Raw genomic sequence first — 18,225 nt, forward strand, 5'->3', positions numbered from 1 at the left:
GCGGGATGATGTATCGCATCAGAAATTGGTTGGTTGCGACGTTGGTGCTGCTGTGCGCGCAGGCTGGCGCCGCGACGCTCTCTGATATTCAGGTTTCTAACGGCAACCAACAGGCGCGGATAACGTTGAGTTTTATTGGCGAGCCTGACTATGCGTTTAGCCATCAAAGCAAACGCACCGTGGCGCTCGATATCAAACAAACGGGCGTGATTCAGGGGCTGCCGTTGTTGTTCAGCGGTAATAATCTGGTGAAGGCGATTCGCTCTGGAACGCCTAAAGATGCACAAACGTTGCGGCTGGTGGTCGATCTTACCGAAAACGGTAAAACCGAAGCGGTGAAGCGGCAGAATGGCAGCAATTACACCGTTGTCTTTACGATTAATGCCGATGCGCCGCCACCGCCCCCTCCAACGCCTGTGGTTGCTAAACGCGTTGAGGCTCCGCCAGTGGTTGCCCCGCGTGTCAGCGAACCGGCGCGCAATCCGTTTAAAACAGAAAGCAACCGTACCACGGGTGTTATCAGCAGCAATACGGTAACGCGTCCGGCAGCGCGCGCGACGGCTAACACTGGCGATAAAATTGTCATCGCTATTGATGCTGGACACGGCGGTCAGGACCCTGGCGCTATCGGCCCTGGTGGTACGCGGGAGAAAAATGTCACCATCGCCATTGCGCGTAAATTACGTACCTTGCTCAATAACGATCCGATGTTTAAGGGCGTTTTAACCCGTGACGGGGATTACTTTATCTCGGTGATGGGGCGCAGTGATGTGGCACGTAAGCAAAACGCCAATTTCCTTGTGTCGATTCATGCCGATGCCGCACCAAACCGTAGTGCCACCGGTGCCTCCGTATGGGTGCTCTCTAACCGTCGCGCCAACAGCGAAATGGCAAGCTGGCTGGAACAGCATGAGAAGCAGTCGGAGCTGCTGGGCGGGGCGGGCGATGTGCTGGCGAACAGTCAGGCCGACCCGTACCTAAGCCAGGCGGTGCTGGATTTACAGTTCGGTCATTCCCAGCGGGTAGGGTATGATGTGGCGACCAATATGATCAGTCAGTTGCAACGCATTGGCGAAATTCATAAACGCCGACCAGAACACGCCAGTCTCGGCGTTCTGCGTTCGCCGGATATCCCGTCAGTACTGGTCGAAACTGGTTTTATCAGCAATAACAGCGAAGAACGTTTGCTGTCGAGCGACGATTACCAACAACAACTGGCAGAAGCCATTTACAACGGCCTGCGCAATTACTTCCTTGCGCATCCAATGCAGTCTGCGCCGCAGGGTGCAACGGCACAAACTGCCAGTACGGTGACGACGCCAGATCGCACGCTGCCAAACTAAGGATTATTGATGCCAATTCAGGTCTTACCGCCACAACTGGCGAACCAGATTGCCGCAGGTGAGGTGGTCGAGCGACCTGCGTCGGTAGTCAAAGAACTGGTGGAAAACAGCCTCGATGCGGGCGCGACGCGTATCGATATTGATATCGAACGCGGTGGGGCGAAACTTATCCGCATTCGTGATAACGGCTGCGGTATCAAAAAAGATGAGCTGGCGCTGGCGCTGGCTCGTCATGCCACCAGTAAAATCGCCTCTCTGGACGATCTCGAAGCTATTATCAGCTTGGGCTTTCGCGGTGAGGCGCTGGCGAGTATCAGTTCGGTTTCCCGTCTGACGCTCACTTCGCGTACCACGGAGCAGCAGGAAGCCTGGCAGGCCTATGCCGAAGGGCGCGATATGGACGTGACGGTTAAACCGGCGGCGCATCCGGTGGGTACGACGCTGGAAGTGCTGGACCTGTTCTACAACACCCCGGCGCGGCGCAAATTCTTGCGCACCGAGAAAACCGAATTTAACCATATCGATGAAATCATCCGCCGCATTGCGCTGGCGCGTTTCGACGTCACTATCAACCTGTCGCATAACGGAAAAATCGTACGTCAGTACCGAGCAGTACCGGAAGGCGGGCAAAAAGAACGCCGTTTAGGGGCGATTTGCGGCACTGCTTTTCTCGAACATGCGCTGGCGATCGAATGGCAACACGGCGATCTCACGCTGCGTGGCTGGGTGGCAGATCCGAATCACATCACGCCCGCACTGGCGGAAATTCAATATTGTTACGTAAATGGGCGCATGATGCGCGATCGCCTGATTAATCACGCGATCCGCCAGGCCTGCGAAGACAAACTGGGCGCCGATCAGCAACCGGCGTTTGTGCTATATCTGGAGATCGACCCGCATCAGGTGGACGTCAACGTCCATCCGGCAAAGCACGAAGTGCGCTTTCATCAGTCGCGTCTGGTGCATGACTTTATCTATCAGGGCGTGCTGAGCGTGCTACAACAGCAACTGGAAACGCCTTTGCCGTTGGAAGATAACGCCCAGTCAGCACCGCGCCATATACCCGAAAACCGCGTGGCAGCAGGGCGTAATCACTTTGCTGAACCGGCAGTTCGTGAGCCAGTGGCTCCGCGTTACTCTCCGTCTTCATCTCCTGCGCCTGCAACAAGTAGCGGTAGCCGTCAGGCTGCCCCGTGGCCGAACGCGCAACCGGGCTACCAGAAACAGCAAGGCGAAGTGTATCGCCAGCTGTTGCAAACGCCTGCACCGATGCACAAACCAAAAGTGCAAGAATCGCAGGAACTTACGCTGGCTGCGAATGGTCAAAGCTTTGGTCGGGTGCTGACTATCGTCCATTTGGACTGTGCGCTGCTGGAACGTGACGGCAATATTTCACTTTTAGCCCTGCCGGTGGCGGAACGCTGGTTACGTCAGGCGCAGTTAACGCCGGGAGATGCGCCGGTCTGCGCTCAGCCGCTGCTTATTCCGCTGCGGCTAAAAGTCTCTGGTGAAGAAAGATCGGCCTTAGAAAAAGCGCAGTCTGCACTGGCGGAATTGGGTATTGAATTTCAGTCCGATGCGCAGCATGTGACCATCAGGGCCGTGCCTTTACCCTTACGCCAACAAAATTTACAAATCTTGATTCCTGAACTGATAGGCTACCTGGCGAAGCAGTCCGTATTCGAACCTGGCAATATTGCGCAGTGGATTGCACGAAATCTGATGAGCGAACATGCGCAGTGGTCAATGGCACAGGCCATTACCCTGCTGGCGGACGTGGAACGGTTATGTCCGCAGCTTGTGAAAACGCCGCCGGGTGGTCTGTTACAATCTGTTGATTTACATCCGGCGATAAAAGCCCTGAAAGATGAGTGATATCAGTAAGGCGAGCCTGCCTAAGGCGATTTTTTTGATGGGGCCGACGGCCTCCGGTAAAACGGCGTTAGCTATTGAGCTGCGTAAAATTTTACCAGTAGAGTTGATAAGCGTTGATTCTGCCCTTATTTACAAAGGGATGGATATCGGGACGGCGAAGCCGAACGCTGAAGAATTACTCGCTGCGCCGCACCGATTGCTGGATATTCGCGATCCGTCGCAGGCTTATTCGGCCGCTGATTTTCGCCGCGATGCGCTGGCGGAGATGGCCGATATCACGGCGGCGGGGCGGATCCCACTGTTAGTGGGCGGTACGATGTTGTATTTCAAGGCATTGCTGGAAGGGTTGTCGCCGCTACCGTCGGCGGACCCGGAAGTACGGGCCAGAATTGAGCAACAGGCGGCAGAGCAAGGTTGGGAGTCATTGCATCGTCAACTTCAGGAGATCGATCCGGTTGCGGCAGCAAGGATTCATCCAAATGATCCACAAAGGCTTTCCCGAGCACTGGAAGTTTTTTTCATTTCGGGTAAAACTTTAACGGAACTGACGCAAACGTCAGGAGACGCTCTACCGTATCAGGTGCATCAGTTCGCCATCGCCCCGGCGAGCCGTGAACTGCTCCATCAACGAATTGAGCAGCGTTTTCATCAGATGTTGGCTTCAGGTTTTGAAGCAGAAGTCCGGGCGCTTTTTGCCCGAGGAGATTTGCATACGGATTTGCCTTCCATTCGTTGCGTGGGTTATCGCCAGATGTGGTCTTACCTTGAAGGCGAAATCTCATACGATGAAATGGTTTATCGAGGTGTTTGCGCCACGAGACAGTTGGCGAAGCGGCAGATAACCTGGCTGCGTGGTTGGGAAGGGGTTCACTGGCTTGACAGTGAAAAACCAGAACAGGCGCGTGACGAAGTATTACAGGTTGTTGGTGCTATCGCAGGCTGAATGTGTACAATTGAGACGTATCGTGCGCAATTTTTTCAGAATCGAAAGGTTCAAAGTACAAATAAGCATATAAGGAAAAGAGAGAATGGCTAAGGGGCAATCTTTACAAGATCCGTTCCTGAACGCACTGCGTCGGGAACGTGTTCCAGTTTCTATTTATTTGGTGAATGGTATTAAGCTGCAAGGACAAATCGAGTCTTTTGATCAGTTCGTGATCCTGTTGAAAAACACGGTCAGCCAGATGGTTTATAAGCACGCGATTTCTACTGTTGTCCCGTCTCGCCCGGTTTCTCATCACAGCAACAACGCCGGTGGCGGTACCAGCAGTAACTACCATCATGGTAGCAGCGCGCAGAATACTTCCGCGCAACAGGACAGCGAAGAAACCGAATAAGGTTTCAGGCTGTTTTTTTACACGGGGAGCCAGCGATCCTGCGTTCCCCGCTGATCTATTTAGAGGGTTATACGCTTGTTTGACCGTTATGATGCTGGTGAGCAGGCGGTACTGGTACACATCTATTTTACGCAAGACAAAGATATGGAAGACCTCCAGGAGTTTGAATCTCTGGTTTCTTCCGCCGGTGTCGAAGCATTGCAGGTGATTACCGGTAGCCGTAAAGCGCCGCACCCAAAGTATTTTGTAGGTGAAGGTAAAGCAGTTGAAATTGCGGAAGCCGTAAAAGCGACGGGTGCTTCGGTCGTTCTTTTTGACCATGCCCTGAGCCCGGCGCAGGAGCGTAACCTGGAGCGTTTGTGCGAGTGTCGTGTTATCGACCGCACCGGCCTTATTTTAGATATTTTCGCCCAACGTGCGCGTACCCATGAGGGTAAGTTGCAGGTTGAGCTGGCGCAGCTGCGCCATCTGGCTACGCGCCTGGTGCGTGGCTGGACCCACCTTGAAAGACAGAAAGGCGGGATCGGTTTGCGTGGTCCGGGTGAAACCCAGCTCGAAACCGACCGTCGTTTGTTGCGTAATCGCATCGTACAGATACAGTCGCGCCTGGAAAGAGTTGAAAAGCAGCGTGAGCAGGGGCGGCAATCACGTATCAAAGCCGACGTCCCTACTGTTTCGCTGGTGGGATATACCAACGCCGGTAAATCTACCCTTTTCAATCGCATCACCGAAGCGCGGGTCTACGCGGCAGACCAGTTGTTTGCCACCCTCGATCCGACGTTGCGGCGTATTGACGTCGCGGATGTCGGTGAAACCGTGCTGGCAGATACCGTAGGGTTTATTCGCCACCTGCCGCACGATCTGGTGGCGGCGTTTAAAGCCACGTTGCAAGAGACGCGGCAAGCCACATTGCTGCTGCATGTGATTGATGCGGCGGATGTGCGTGTACAAGAAAACATCGAAGCGGTGAATACGGTTCTTGAAGAGATCGATGCTCACGAGATCCCAACTCTGCTGGTGATGAACAAGATCGATATGCTGGAAGATTTCGAACCGCGTATTGATCGGGACGAAGAGAACAAACCGATCCGTGTCTGGCTTTCCGCACAGACCGGAGCGGGGATACCACAGCTTTTTCAGGCTTTGACGGAGCGGCTTTCCGGCGAGGTGGCGCAGCATACATTGCGTCTGCCACCGCAGGAAGGGCGTCTGAGAAGTCGTTTTTATCAGCTTCAGGCAATAGAAAAAGAGTGGATGGAGGAAGACGGCAGCGTAAGTCTGCAAGTTCGTATGCCGATCGTTGACTGGCGTCGCCTCTGTAAACAAGAACCGACGTTGATCGATTACCTGATCTAACGGCGTAGCGTCTGAAGCGTGGAGTCATATCCTCTGGCGTCGAAAGACAACAGGGATCACCGCATAACAAATATGGAGCACAAACATGGCGTGGAATCAGCCCGGTAATAACGGACAAGACCGCGACCCGTGGGGAAGCAGCAAACCTGGCGGCAACTCTGAGGGAAATGGAAACAAAGGCGGTCGCGATCAAGGGCCACCTGATTTAGATGATATCTTCCGCAAACTGAGCAAAAAGCTCGGTGGTCTGGGCGGCGGTAAAGGCACCGGATCTGGCGGTGGCAGTTCATCGCAAGGCCCGCGCCCGCAGCTTGGCGGTCGTGTCGTTACCATCGCAGCGGCAGCGATTGTCATTATCTGGGCGGCCAGTGGTTTCTACACCATTAAAGAAGCCGAACGTGGCGTGGTAACACGCTTTGGCAAATTCAGCCATCTGGTTGAGCCGGGTCTGAACTGGAAACCGACGTTTATCGACGAAGTCAAACCGGTGAACGTGGAAGCCGTGCGTGAACTGGCCGCTTCTGGTGTGATGCTGACGTCGGACGAGAACGTGGTGCGCGTTGAGATGAACGTGCAGTACCGCGTAACTAATCCGGAAAAATACCTGTATAGCGTGACCAGCCCGGATGACAGCCTGCGTCAGGCTACCGACAGCGCCCTGCGTGGGGTTATCGGTAAATACACTATGGACCGCATTCTGACGGAAGGTCGTACCGTGATTCGTAGCGATACTCAGCGCGAACTGGAAGAGACTATCCGCCCGTATGACATGGGTATCACGCTGCTGGACGTCAACTTCCAGGCTGCTCGTCCGCCGGAAGAAGTAAAAGCGGCGTTTGATGATGCGATTGCCGCGCGTGAAAACGAACAGCAATACATTCGTGAAGCAGAAGCGTATACCAACGAAGTTCAGCCGCGTGCGAACGGTCAGGCGCAACGTATCCTCGAAGAGGCGCGTGCGTACAAGGCCCAGACCATCCTGGAAGCTCAGGGTGAAGTGGCGCGCTTTGCTAAACTTCTGCCGGAATATAAAGCCGCGCCGGAAATTACTCGCGAGCGTCTGTATATCGAGACGATGGAAAAAGTGTTGGGTAACACCCGCAAAGTGCTGGTTAACGATAAAGGTGGCAACCTGATGGTTCTGCCGTTAGACCAGATGCTGAAAGGTGGTAACGCCCCTGCGGCGAAGAGCGATAACGGTGCCAGCAATCTGCTGCGTCTGCCGCCAGCCTCTTCCTCCACAACCAGTGGAGCAAGCAACACGTCGTCCACCAGTCAGGGCGATATTATGGACCAACGCCGCGCCAACGCGCAGCGTAACGACTACCAGCGTCAGGGGGAATAACGATGCGTAAGTCAGTTATCGCGATTATCATCATCGTGCTGGTAGTGCTTTACATGTCTGTCTTTGTCGTCAAAGAAGGTGAGCGCGGTATTACGCTGCGTTTTGGTAAGGTACTGCGTGACGATGACAACAAACCCCTGGTTTATGAGCCGGGTCTGCATTTCAAGATACCGTTCATTGAAACGGTGAAAATGCTCGACGCACGTATTCAGACCATGGACAACCAGGCCGACCGCTTTGTGACCAAAGAGAAGAAAGACCTGATCGTCGACTCTTACATCAAATGGCGCATCAGTGATTTCAGCCGTTACTACCTGGCAACGGGCGGTGGCGACATTTCGCAAGCGGAAGTGCTGTTGAAACGTAAGTTCTCTGACCGTCTGCGTTCTGAAATTGGTCGCCTGGACGTGAAAGACATCGTCACCGATTCCCGTGGTCGTCTGACCCTGGAAGTGCGTGACGCGCTGAACTCTGGTTCTGCGGGTACAGAAGATGAAGTTACTACCCCGGCAGCAGATAACGCCATTGCCGAAGCGGCAGAGCGCGTAACGGCTGAGACGAAGGGCAAAGTTCCGGTCATCAACCCGAACAGTATGGCGGCGCTGGGTATTGAAGTTGTCGATGTGCGTATCAAGCAGATCAACCTGCCGACCGAAGTGTCTGAAGCGATCTACAACCGTATGCGCGCCGAGCGTGAAGCGGTAGCGCGTCGTCACCGTTCACAAGGTCAGGAAGAAGCGGAAAAACTGCGTGCGACTGCTGACTATGAAGTCACCAGAACGCTGGCAGAAGCCGAACGTCAGGGCCGTATCATGCGCGGTGAAGGTGATGCCGAAGCTGCCAAGCTGTTTGCAGACGCATTCAGCAAGGATCCAGACTTCTATGCGTTCATTCGTAGCCTGCGTGCTTATGAGAACAGCTTCTCTGGCAATCAGGACGTGATGGTCATGAGCCCGGACAGCGATTTCTTCCGCTATATGAAGACGCCGAGCTCCACGACGCGTTAATATAACGACCGCGGTACAGGTCAATAAAGCCACCGCATCCTCAGGGATGTCGGTGGTTTTCTTTTTCTATAAGGATAATGAATGAATTCGACTATCTGGCTGGCGCTTGCCCTGGTTTTAGTCTTGGAAGGTTTAGGGCCGATGCTTTACCCGAAGGCATGGAAGAAGATGATCTCCGCAATGACTAATTTACCCGATAATATTTTACGTCGTTTTGGCGGTGGACTTGTGGTTGCGGGCGTTGTGGTCTACTACATGTTGAGGAAAACGATTGGCTGAGCAAAAAATAGGCTGACTAAGGTCATTTTTGGATGCAAAAAGTGCTGTAACTCTGAAAAAGCGATGGTAGAATCCATTTTTAAGCAAACGGTGATTTTGAAAAATGGGTAACAACGTCGTCGTACTGGGCACCCAATGGGGTGACGAAGGTAAAGGTAAGATCGTCGATCTTCTGACTGAACGGGCTAAATATGTTGTACGCTACCAGGGCGGTCACAACGCAGGCCATACTCTCGTAATCAACGGTGAAAAAACCGTTCTCCATCTTATTCCATCAGGTATTCTCCGCGAGAATGTAACCAGCATCATCGGTAACGGTGTTGTGCTGTCTCCGGCCGCGCTGATGAAAGAGATGAAAGAACTGGAAGACCGTGGCATCCCCGTTCGTGAGCGTCTGCTACTGTCTGAAGCATGTCCGCTGATTCTTGATTATCACGTTGCGCTGGATAACGCGCGTGAGAAAGCGCGTGGCGCGAAAGCGATCGGCACCACCGGTCGTGGTATCGGGCCTGCTTATGAAGATAAAGTGGCACGTCGCGGTCTGCGTGTTGGCGACCTTTTCGACAAAGAAACCTTCGCTGAAAAACTGAAAGAAGTGATGGAATATCACAACTTCCAGTTGGTTAACTACTACAAAGCTGAAGCGGTTGATTACCAGAAAGTTCTGGATGATACGATGGCTGTTGCCGACATCCTGACTTCTATGGTGGTTGACGTTTCTGACCTGCTCGACCAGGCGCGTCAGCGTGGCGATTTCGTCATGTTCGAAGGTGCGCAGGGTACGCTGCTGGATATCGACCACGGTACTTATCCGTACGTAACTTCTTCCAACACCACTGCTGGTGGCGTGGCGACCGGTTCCGGCCTGGGCCCGCGTTATGTTGATTACGTTCTGGGTATCCTCAAAGCTTACTCCACTCGTGTAGGTGCAGGTCCGTTCCCGACCGAACTGTTTGATGAAACTGGCGAGTTCCTCTGCAAGCAGGGTAACGAATTCGGCGCAACTACGGGTCGTCGTCGTCGTACCGGCTGGCTGGACACCGTTGCCGTTCGTCGTGCGGTACAGTTGAACTCCCTGTCTGGCTTCTGCCTGACTAAACTGGACGTTCTGGATGGCCTGAAAGAGGTTAAACTCTGCGTGGCTTACCGTATGCCGGATGGTCGTGAAGTGACGACCACTCCGCTGGCAGCTGACGACTGGAAAGGTGTAGAGCCGATTTACGAAACCATGCCGGGCTGGTCTGAATCCACCTTCGGCGTGAAAGATCGTAGCGGCCTGCCGCAGGCGGCGCTGAACTACATCAAGCGCATTGAAGAGCTGACCGGTGTACCGATCGATATCATCTCTACCGGCCCGGATCGTACTGAAACCATGATTCTGCGCGACCCGTTCGACGCGTAATTCTGGGACGCCCGGCAGATATTTTGCCTGCTGGGCTAACAGTGTGATACATTGCTGCGTCGGATAAGCCACTCGCTATCCGACACAGTGTTAAATCCTCGCTTTTTTCCTTCCCCAAACTGAAATAAATTAGCGACACAGCTTGTGGCTGGTTTATCATCAATATAAATGTATTTTTTCCCGATTTCCCTTTTTTGAGGTTGATGTGCAGTTAACGAGTTTCACTGATTACGGATTACGCGCGCTGATCTACATGGCATCATTGCCAGAAGGGCGGATGACCAGTATTTCTGAAGTGACTGACGTCTACGGCGTCTCCCGTAATCATATGGTCAAAATAATCAATCAACTTAGTCGTGCCGGCTACGTGACTGCTGTTCGTGGAAAAAATGGCGGCATTCGCCTGGGTAAACCGGCGAGTGCGATACGTATTGGTGATGTGGTGCGCGAGCTGGAACCTTTATCGCTGGTGAATTGCAGTAGTGAGTTTTGCCACATTACACCTGCCTGTCGGTTGAAACAGGCACTTTCTAAGGCCGTGCAAAGTTTTCTTACGGAACTGGATAACTACACGCTTGCCGATTTGGTTGAAGAGAATCAACCGCTTTATAAATTATTGCTGGTGGAGTGACGAAAATCTTCATCAGAGATGACAACGGAGGAACCGAGATGTCACAAGATCCTTTCCAGGAACGCGAAGCTGAAAAATACGCGAATCCCATCCCTAGTCGGGAATTTATCCTCGAACATTTAACCAAACGAGAAAAACCGGCCAGCCGTGATGAGCTGGCGGTAGAACTGCACATTGAAGGCGAAGAGCAGCTTGAAGGCCTGCGTCGCCGCCTGCGCGCGATGGAGCGCGATGGTCAACTGGTCTTCACTCGCCGTCAGTGCTATGCGCTGCCGGAACGCCTCGACCTGGTGAAAGGTACCGTTATTGGCCACCGTGATGGCTACGGCTTTCTGCGGGTTGAAGGACGTAAAGATGATTTGTATCTCTCCAGTGAGCAGATGAAAACCTGCATTCATGGCGATCAGGTGCTGGCGCAGCCGCTGGGCGCTGACCGTAAAGGTCGTCGTGAAGCGCGTATTGTTCGCGTACTGGTGCCAAAAACCAGCCAGATTGTTGGTCGCTACTTTACCGAAGCGGGCGTGGGCTTTGTGGTTCCTGACGACAGCCGTCTGAGCTTCGATATCTTAATCCCGCCCGATCAGATCATGGGCGCGCGGATGGGCTTTGTGGTGGTTGTTGAACTGACCCAACGCCCGACTCGTCGTACCAAAGCGGTGGGTAAAATCGTCGAAGTCCTTGGCGATAATATGGGTACCGGCATGGCGGTTGATATCGCTCTGCGTACTCATGAAATTCCGTACATCTGGCCGCAGGCTGTTGAGCAACAGGTTGCCGGGCTGAAAGAAGAAGTGCCGGAAGAAGCAAAAGCTGGCCGTGTTGATCTGCGCGATTTACCGCTGGTCACCATTGATGGCGAAGACGCCCGTGACTTTGACGATGCGGTTTACTGCGAGAAAAAACGCGGCGGCGGTTGGCGTTTGTGGGTCGCAATTGCCGACGTCAGTTACTATGTGCGTCCGCCAACACCGCTGGACAGCGAAGCGCGTAACCGTGGTACTTCGGTCTACTTCCCGTCACAGGTTATCCCGATGCTGCCGGAAGTGCTCTCTAACGGCCTGTGCTCGCTTAACCCGCAGGTAGACCGCCTGTGTATGGTGTGCGAGATGACCATTTCGTCGAAAGGCCGCCTGACTGGCTACAAATTCTATGAAGCGGTGATGAGCTCTCACGCGCGTCTGACCTACACCAAAGTCTGGCATATTCTGCAGGGCGATCAGGATCTGCGCGAGCAGTACGCGCCGCTGGTTAAGCATCTCGAAGAGTTGCATAACCTCTATAAAGTGCTGGATAAAGCCCGTGAAGAACGCGGTGGGATCTCATTTGAGAGTGAAGAAGCGAAGTTCATTTTCAACGCTGAACGCCGTATTGAGCGTATCGAACAGACCCAACGTAACGACGCACACAAGTTAATTGAAGAGTGTATGATTCTGGCGAATATCTCGGCGGCGCGTTTCGTTGAGAAAGCCAAAGAACCGGCATTGTTCCGTATTCACGATAAGCCGAGCACCGAAGCGATAACTTCTTTCCGTTCAGTGCTGGCGGAGCTGGGGCTGGAACTGCCGGGCGGTAACAAGCCGGAACCGCGTGACTACGCGGAGCTGCTGGAGTCGGTTGCTGATCGTCCTGATGCAGAAATGCTGCAAACCATGCTGCTGCGCTCGATGAAACAGGCGATTTACGATCCAGAAAACCGTGGTCACTTCGGTCTGGCATTGCAGTCCTATGCGCACTTTACTTCGCCGATTCGTCGTTATCCTGACCTGACGCTGCATCGCGCCATTAAGTATCTGCTGGCGAAAGAGCAGGGGCATCAGGGCAACACCACTGAAACCGGCGGCTACCATTATTCGATGGAAGAGATGCTGCAACTGGGTCAGCACTGTTCCATGGCGGAACGTCGTGCCGACGAAGCAACGCGCGATGTGGCTGACTGGCTGAAGTGTGATTTCATGCTCGACCAGGTGGGCAACGTCTTTAAAGGCGTTATTGCCAGCGTCACCGGCTTTGGCTTCTTTGTTCGACTCGACGACCTGTTCATTGATGGTCTGGTCCATGTCTCTTCGCTGGACAATGACTACTATCGCTTTGACCAGGTAGGGCAACGCCTGATGGGTGAATCCAGCGGCCAGACTTATCGCCTGGGCGATCGCGTGGAAGTTCGCGTCGAAGCGGTTAATATGGACGAGCGCAAAATCGACTTTAGCCTGATCTCCAGCGAACGCGCTCCGCGCAACGTCGGTAAAACGGCGCGCGAGAAAGCGAAAAAAGGCGATGCAGGCAAAAAAGGCGGCAAGCGTCGTCAGGTCGGTAAAAAGGTAAACTTTGAGCCAGACAGTGCCTTCCGCGGCGAGAAAAAACCGAAGCCGAAAGCGGCGAAGAAAGACGCGAGAAAAGCGAAAAAGCCATCGGCGAAAACGCAGAAAATAGCCGCAGCGACCAAAGCGAAGCGTGCGGCGAAGAAAAAAGTGGCAGAGTGATCATTACCCTCTTCAAACAGAAGAGGGTTAGATTGCTGACAAAATGCGCTTTGTTCATGCCGGATGCGGCGTGAACGCCTTATCCGGCCTACATAATCACGCAAATTCAATATATTGCAGGGATCATGTAGGCCGGATAAACGTAGTGCATCAGGCAAAACGTAAACAACGAGTACATTAATGAGCGAAATGATTTACGGCATCCACGCAGTGCAGGCCCTGCTGGAGCGCGCCCCTGAACGTTTTCAGGAAGTCTTTATTTTAAAAGGCCGTGAAGATAAACGTCTGTTACCGCTGATTCACGCCCTTGAGTCCCAGGGCGTGGTTATCCAGCTGGCAAACCGCCAATATCTCGATGAGAAAAGCGACGGTGCCGTGCATCAGGGCATTATCGCCCGTGTGAAACCAGGACGGCAGTATCAGGAAAACGATCTGCCGGATCTGATCGCTTCGCTCGATCAACCATTCCTGCTGATCCTCGACGGTGTAACCGATCCGCACAACCTCGGCGCGTGCCTGCGTAGCGCGGACGCCGCTGGCGTTCATGCGGTGATTGTGCCGAAAGATCGCTCCGCACAGCTCAACGCCACGGCGAAAAAAGTAGCCTGTGGCGCGGCAGAAAGCGTTCCGCTGATTCGGGTGACTAACCTTGCGCGCACCATGCGTATGTTACAGGAAGAGAACATCTGGATCGTCGGTACGGCAGGTGAGGCGGATCACACGCTCTATCAGAGCAAAATGACCGGGCGCCTGGCGCTGGTGATGGGCGCTGAAGGTGAAGGCATGCGTCGCCTGACCCGTGAACATTGCGATGAGTTGATCAGCATCCCAATGGCAGGAAGTGTTTCTTCGCTGAACGTTTCGGTTGCGACCGGAATTTGCTTATTTGAAGCGGTTCGCCAGCGCAGCTAGTTCCTCTGAATTATGAAAAGCCATCCAGATTTGGATGGTTTTTTTTTGTCTATAGCTGGTAAGATAATTACGTATTGCAAATATTCATTTTATTAATATTTAAACTTAATCTATATGGAATAATATATGACATGGAATCCGTTGGCGCTGGCGACGGCGCTGCAAACTGTACCTGAACAAAATATTGATGTAACAAATAGCGAGAACGCATTAATTATTAAAATGAATGATTATGGCGATTTGCAAATCAATATTCTTTTTACTTCCCGCCAAATGATTATCGAAACCTTTATTTGTCCGGTAAGTAGTATCAGCAATCCAGATGAATTTAATACCTTCTTATTAAGAAATCAGAAGATGATGCCGTTGTCATCGGTAGGAATCTCCAGCGTGCAACAGGAAGAGTATTACATTGTTTTCGGGGCGTTATCGCTTAAATCTTCTCTTGAAGATATCCTGCTTGAGATAACCTCGCTGGTAGATAACGCATTGGATCTGGCTGAAATTACAGAAGAATATTCACACTAATTACAAGGACGGGTATTTATGGGAATTTTAAAAAGTTTATTTACGCTGGGGAAATCGTTTATCTCCCAGGCGGAAGAATCCATTGAAGAAACCCAGGGTGTGCGCATGCTGGAACAACATATTCGGGACGCCAAAGCTGAACTGGATAAAGCCGGAAAATCTCGCGTCGATCTGCTGGCGCGGGTGAAATTAAGTAACGATAAGCTGAAAGATTTACGCGAGCGTAAAACCAGTCTGGAAGCCCGTGCGCTGGAAGCATTAAGTAAGAACGTTAACCCATCGTTAATTAACGAAGTCGCCGAAGAAATTGCGCGCCTTGAGAATCTTATTACCGCTGAAGAACAGGTGTTGTCGAATCTGGAAGTCTCCCGCGATGGTGTGGAAAAAGCCGTTACGGCAACGGCACAGCGTATTTCCCAGTTTGAACAACAAATGGAAGTCGTTAAGGCCACTGAAGCTATGCAACGTGCGCAGCAGGCTGTGACGACATCTACAGTCGGCGCATCTTCCAGCGTTTCGACAGCGGCAGAGTCATTAAAACGCCTGCAAACGCGTCAGGCTGAACGTCAGGCTCGACTGGATGCTGCCGCACAGCTGGAGAAAGTCGCAGACGGTCGCGACCTTGACGAAAAGCTGGCGGAAGCCGGAATTGGCGGCACCAATAAAAGTAGCGCCCAGGATGTACTGGCGAGACTGCAACGCCAACAGGGCGAGTAATTTTTTGCCAGCCTCACTAAAAGGCTGGCAACTATTTTAAGGATAAAATATGTCTGGTTTTTTCCAGCGTCTGTTTGGTCAGGATGATAAGCCTGTTATCGTTCGCGGTCCGCTGGGACTTCATCTCAATAGTGGCTTTACGCTCGACTCGTTAGCGTTTCGTTTGCTGGAAGATGAATTGCTGATTGCGCTGCCGGGTGAGGAATTTACGGTAGCCGCCGTCAGCCACATCGATCTGGGGGGCGGTAGCCAGATTTTCCGCTACTACACTTCGGGCGATGAATTTCTGCAAATCAATACTACTGGCGGCGAAGATATTGATGACATTGATGATATCAAGCTCTTTGTCTACGAAGAGAGCTACGGCATCAGCAAAGAGAGTTACTGGCGCGAGGCGATCAACGCCAAAGCGATGGGGGCGGTGACCTTAAACTGGCAGGAAAAATGCTGGCAGAGATTTTTTAACAGCGAAGAACCGGGAAATATTGAACCCGTCTACATGCTGGAAAAAGTAGAAAATCAAAACCATGCCAAATGGGAAGTGCATAATTTTACCATGGGCTACCAACGGCAAGTGACCGAAGATACTTACGAATATTTGCTTTTAAATGGTGAGGAATCTTTTAACGATCTCGGCGAGCCGGAGTGGCTATTTTCGCGCGCTCTGGGTGTCGATATCCCACTGACATCACTTCATATTATTGGTTAATTACAGGGACGTTTATAATGCATATACTGGATTCACTCCTTGCTTTTAGCGCCTATTTTTTTATCGGCGTGGCGATGGTAATTGTTTTTCTTTTTATCTATTCCAAAATTACTCCGCATAATGAATGGCAGTTGATCAAGAATAATAACACTGCGGCGTCGCTGGCGTTCAGCGGTACATTGTTGGGCTACGTGATCCCGTTATCCAGTGCGGCAATCAATGCAGTGAGTATTCCAGATTATTTTGCCTGGGGCGGAATCGCACTGGTGATTCAGTTACTCGTTTTTGCTGGCGTCAGACTTTATATGCCGGCATTAAGCGATAAAATTATTAATCACAACACTGCGGCAGGAATGTTTATGGGAACCGCCGCGCTGGCTGGCGGTATTTTTAACGCAGCTTGTATGACATGGTAATGGACGATCATGGCCAGAAAACGCAAATCAAGAAATAACAGTAAAATTGGTCACGGAGCGATCAGTCGCATTGGTAGACCCAATAATCCTTTTGAGCCGCGTCGCAATCGCTACGCACAAAAATATCTGACCCTGGCGATTATGGGCGGCGCAGTTTTTTTAGTGATCAAAGGATGGAGTGAAAGTAGCGATGTCGATAACGACGGTGACGGAACGTTTTATTCGACAGTGCAGGATTGTATTGATGACGGTAATAATGCAGACATTTGCGCGCGTGGCTGGAATAACGCCAAAGCGGCATTTTATGCCGATGTTCCGAAGAATATGACTCAGCAGAATTGTCAGTCTAAGTACGAAAATTGCTACTACGACAATGTTGAACAGAGTTGGATCCCGGTAATATCTGGATTTTTGTTAAGCCGGGTTATTCGTAAAGATCGCGATGAGCAGTTTGTTTATAACAGCGGTGGATCCTCATTTGCTTCCCGCCCCGTCTGGCGCAACACTTCCGGTGATTACTCCTGGCGCTCCGGTTCTGGCAAAAAAGAGTCTTATTCCACGGGCGGCTTTACCACCAAAAAAGCGTCTACCGTTTCGCGCGGCGGCTATGGTCGTTCTTCCAGCGCCCGTGGGCATTGGGGAGGCTAATCATGCTGAGACACAACGTTCCTGTGCGGCGGGATCTGGACCGGATTGCCGCCGATAACGGATTTGACTTTCATATCATCGACAATGAAATCTATTGGGATGAGAGTCGGGCTTACCGTTTTACTCTGCGCCAGATTGAAGAGCAGATCGAAAAACCGACTGCGGAACTGCATCAGATGTGCCTTGAGGTGGTGGATCGCGCGGTTAAAGATGAAGAGATCCTGACGCAATTGGCGATCCCGCCGTTGTACTGGGATGTGATCGCTGAAAGCTGGCGCTCCCGCGATCCTTCGCTGTATGGGCGGATGGATTTTGCCTGGTGTGGCAATGCGCCGGTGAAGCTGCTGGAATACAACGCTGATACGCCGACCTCGTTGTATGAGTCGGCTTATTTCCAGTGGCTGTGGCTGGAGGATGCCCGGCGCAGCGGCGTTATTCCACGTGACGCCGATCAGTACAATGCCATTCAGGAGCGCCTGATTTCACGCTTTAGCGAGCTTTATAGCCGGGAGCCGTTTTATTTTTGCTGCTGTCAGGACACCGACGAAGACAGGAGTACCGTGCTGTACTTGCAGGACTGCGCTCAGCAGGCAGGACAGGAGTCGCGGTTTATCTACATTGAAGATCTCGGTTTGGGCGTCGGCGGTGTACTGACCGATCTTGATGATAATATCATCCAGCGTGCATTTAAGCTGTACCCGCTGGAGTGGATGATGCGTGACGATAACGGTCCGCTGCTGCGCAAGCGTCGTGAGCAGTGGGTGGAGCCGTTATGGAAAAGTATCTTGAGTAACAAAGGGCTAATGCCGCTGCTTTGGCGCTTCTTTCCTGGTCATCCTAATCTTCTGGCGTCCTGGTTTGAGGGCGAAAAACCGCAGATCGCCGCTGGCGAAAGCTATGTGCGTAAACCGATCTACTCACGCGAGGGCGGTAACGTCACCATTTTCGACGGTCAGAATAACGTCGTTGACCACGCTGACGGTGATTACGCCGATGAACCGATGATCTATCAGGCGTTTCAACCGCTACCGCGATTTGGCGATAGTTACACGCTGATTGGTAGCTGGATTGTCGATGATGAAGCGTGTGGTATGGGGATTCGTGAAGATAACACGCTGATCACTAAAGACACTTCGCGTTTTGTTCCGCACTACATTGCGGGTTAAGAATGTTTTAGCAATCTCTTTCTGTCAGGAATCCGTGGCAGTGACCATACTAATGGTGACTGCCATTGATGGAG

Annotated in this window: 18 protein-coding genes; all 18 read left to right on the top strand. The window is 52.2% G+C overall.

Annotated elements, in window-relative coordinates:
• Positions 1 to 5: 5 nt before the first annotated feature.
• Entirely contained in the window at positions 6 to 1,343 is a 1,338-nt protein-coding gene (gene amiB / locus D9741_RS07855; RefSeq protein WP_130216729.1) for an N-acetylmuramoyl-L-alanine amidase AmiB, read from the top strand.
• A 9-nt stretch (positions 1,344 to 1,352) separates the two neighbouring features.
• Positions 1,353 to 3,218, top strand: a complete 1,866-nt coding sequence (gene mutL, locus D9741_RS07860) for a DNA mismatch repair endonuclease MutL (protein WP_130216727.1) — start codon at positions 1,353 to 1,355, stop codon at positions 3,216 to 3,218.
• Entirely contained in the window at positions 3,211 to 4,161 is a 951-nt protein-coding gene (miaA, locus tag D9741_RS07865) for a tRNA (adenosine(37)-N6)-dimethylallyltransferase MiaA (protein WP_001280339.1), read from the top strand. Before mutL ends, miaA begins: the two co-directional genes overlap by 8 nt.
• 85 nt (positions 4,162 to 4,246) lie before the next feature.
• Positions 4,247 to 4,555: an RNA chaperone Hfq gene (gene hfq / locus D9741_RS07870; RefSeq protein WP_001051883.1), complete on the top strand. Its 309-nt coding sequence runs from the start codon at positions 4,247 to 4,249 to the stop codon at positions 4,553 to 4,555.
• A 75-nt stretch (positions 4,556 to 4,630) separates the two neighbouring features.
• Positions 4,631 to 5,911, top strand: a complete 1,281-nt coding sequence (gene hflX / locus D9741_RS07875) for a ribosome rescue GTPase HflX (RefSeq protein ID WP_105290100.1) — start codon at positions 4,631 to 4,633, stop codon at positions 5,909 to 5,911.
• Positions 5,912 to 5,996: 85 nt separating this feature from the next.
• The gene (gene hflK, locus D9741_RS07880) at positions 5,997 to 7,256 is read left to right on the top strand and encodes an FtsH protease activity modulator HflK (RefSeq protein WP_000312488.1); all 1,260 of its coding nucleotides are present in this window, start codon (positions 5,997 to 5,999) and stop codon (positions 7,254 to 7,256) included.
• 2 nt (positions 7,257 to 7,258) lie between these two features.
• Positions 7,259 to 8,263 (top strand): protease modulator HflC, encoded by a 1,005-nt coding sequence (hflC, locus tag D9741_RS07885; protein WP_064525789.1) that lies wholly within the window; start codon positions 7,259 to 7,261, stop codon positions 8,261 to 8,263.
• 81 nt (positions 8,264 to 8,344) lie between these two features.
• Positions 8,345 to 8,542, top strand: coding sequence for a DUF2065 domain-containing protein (locus D9741_RS07890; protein ID WP_001089295.1), 198 nt, complete (start codon positions 8,345 to 8,347; stop codon positions 8,540 to 8,542).
• Between the two features lie 103 nt (positions 8,543 to 8,645).
• Positions 8,646 to 9,944: an adenylosuccinate synthase gene (purA, locus tag D9741_RS07895; RefSeq protein ID WP_000527955.1), complete on the top strand. Its 1,299-nt coding sequence runs from the start codon at positions 8,646 to 8,648 to the stop codon at positions 9,942 to 9,944.
• A gap of 205 nt (positions 9,945 to 10,149) precedes the next feature.
• Positions 10,150 to 10,575 (top strand): nitric oxide-sensing transcriptional repressor NsrR, encoded by a 426-nt coding sequence (nsrR, locus tag D9741_RS07900; RefSeq protein ID WP_001177639.1) that lies wholly within the window; start codon positions 10,150 to 10,152, stop codon positions 10,573 to 10,575.
• A gap of 38 nt (positions 10,576 to 10,613) precedes the next feature.
• Positions 10,614 to 13,055, top strand: coding sequence for a ribonuclease R (rnr, locus tag D9741_RS07905; protein ID WP_130216725.1), 2,442 nt, complete (start codon positions 10,614 to 10,616; stop codon positions 13,053 to 13,055).
• 180 nt (positions 13,056 to 13,235) lie between these two features.
• On the top strand, positions 13,236 to 13,967 hold the full coding sequence (gene rlmB / locus D9741_RS07910; RefSeq protein WP_001293282.1) for a 23S rRNA (guanosine(2251)-2'-O)-methyltransferase RlmB: 732 nt from the start codon (positions 13,236 to 13,238) through the stop codon (positions 13,965 to 13,967).
• A 126-nt stretch (positions 13,968 to 14,093) separates the two neighbouring features.
• Positions 14,094 to 14,495, top strand: coding sequence for a DUF2170 family protein (locus D9741_RS07915; RefSeq protein ID WP_000220128.1), 402 nt, complete (start codon positions 14,094 to 14,096; stop codon positions 14,493 to 14,495).
• Between the two features lie 18 nt (positions 14,496 to 14,513).
• Entirely contained in the window at positions 14,514 to 15,212 is a 699-nt protein-coding gene (locus D9741_RS07920) for a PspA/IM30 family protein (protein ID WP_130216723.1), read from the top strand.
• A 49-nt stretch (positions 15,213 to 15,261) separates the two neighbouring features.
• Entirely contained in the window at positions 15,262 to 15,921 is a 660-nt protein-coding gene (locus D9741_RS07925) for a YjfK family protein (protein WP_130216721.1), read from the top strand.
• A 17-nt stretch (positions 15,922 to 15,938) separates the two neighbouring features.
• Positions 15,939 to 16,337: a DUF350 domain-containing protein gene (locus tag D9741_RS07930; RefSeq protein ID WP_064525800.1), complete on the top strand. Its 399-nt coding sequence runs from the start codon at positions 15,939 to 15,941 to the stop codon at positions 16,335 to 16,337.
• A 9-nt stretch (positions 16,338 to 16,346) separates the two neighbouring features.
• On the top strand, positions 16,347 to 16,985 hold the full coding sequence (locus D9741_RS07935; RefSeq protein WP_130216719.1) for a DUF1190 domain-containing protein: 639 nt from the start codon (positions 16,347 to 16,349) through the stop codon (positions 16,983 to 16,985).
• A gap of 2 nt (positions 16,986 to 16,987) precedes the next feature.
• Positions 16,988 to 18,151, top strand: a complete 1,164-nt coding sequence (locus D9741_RS07940; RefSeq protein WP_130216717.1) for a glutathionylspermidine synthase family protein — start codon at positions 16,988 to 16,990, stop codon at positions 18,149 to 18,151.
• Positions 18,152 to 18,225 lie beyond the last annotated feature (74 nt).

Origin of the sequence: Escherichia sp. E14V7, assembly GCF_004212225.1 — a bacterium.
Taxonomy (GTDB): domain Bacteria; phylum Pseudomonadota; class Gammaproteobacteria; order Enterobacterales; family Enterobacteriaceae; genus Escherichia.

Excerpts from the sequence above, each read along its gene's own strand:
- amiB (WP_130216729.1), top strand. The coding sequence starts at position 6 with ATGATGTATCGCATCAGAAATTGGTTGGTTGCGACGTTGGTGCTGCTG.
- mutL (WP_130216727.1), top strand. The coding sequence starts at position 1,353 with ATGCCAATTCAGGTCTTACCGCCACAACTGGCGAACCAGATTGCCGCA.
- miaA (WP_001280339.1), top strand. The coding sequence starts at position 3,211 with ATGAGTGATATCAGTAAGGCGAGCCTGCCTAAGGCGATTTTTTTGATG.
- hfq (WP_001051883.1), top strand. The coding sequence starts at position 4,247 with ATGGCTAAGGGGCAATCTTTACAAGATCCGTTCCTGAACGCACTGCGT.
- hflK (WP_000312488.1), top strand. The coding sequence starts at position 5,997 with ATGGCGTGGAATCAGCCCGGTAATAACGGACAAGACCGCGACCCGTGG.
- hflC (WP_064525789.1), top strand. The coding sequence starts at position 7,259 with ATGCGTAAGTCAGTTATCGCGATTATCATCATCGTGCTGGTAGTGCTT.
- D9741_RS07890 (WP_001089295.1), top strand. The coding sequence starts at position 8,345 with ATGAATTCGACTATCTGGCTGGCGCTTGCCCTGGTTTTAGTCTTGGAA.
- purA (WP_000527955.1), top strand. The coding sequence starts at position 8,646 with ATGGGTAACAACGTCGTCGTACTGGGCACCCAATGGGGTGACGAAGGT.
- rnr (WP_130216725.1), top strand. The coding sequence starts at position 10,614 with ATGTCACAAGATCCTTTCCAGGAACGCGAAGCTGAAAAATACGCGAAT.
- rlmB (WP_001293282.1), top strand. The coding sequence starts at position 13,236 with ATGAGCGAAATGATTTACGGCATCCACGCAGTGCAGGCCCTGCTGGAG.
- D9741_RS07915 (WP_000220128.1), top strand. The coding sequence starts at position 14,094 with ATGACATGGAATCCGTTGGCGCTGGCGACGGCGCTGCAAACTGTACCT.
- D9741_RS07920 (WP_130216723.1), top strand. The coding sequence starts at position 14,514 with ATGGGAATTTTAAAAAGTTTATTTACGCTGGGGAAATCGTTTATCTCC.
- D9741_RS07925 (WP_130216721.1), top strand. The coding sequence starts at position 15,262 with ATGTCTGGTTTTTTCCAGCGTCTGTTTGGTCAGGATGATAAGCCTGTT.
- D9741_RS07930 (WP_064525800.1), top strand. The coding sequence starts at position 15,939 with ATGCATATACTGGATTCACTCCTTGCTTTTAGCGCCTATTTTTTTATC.
- D9741_RS07935 (WP_130216719.1), top strand. The coding sequence starts at position 16,347 with ATGGCCAGAAAACGCAAATCAAGAAATAACAGTAAAATTGGTCACGGA.
- D9741_RS07940 (WP_130216717.1), top strand. The coding sequence starts at position 16,988 with ATGCTGAGACACAACGTTCCTGTGCGGCGGGATCTGGACCGGATTGCC.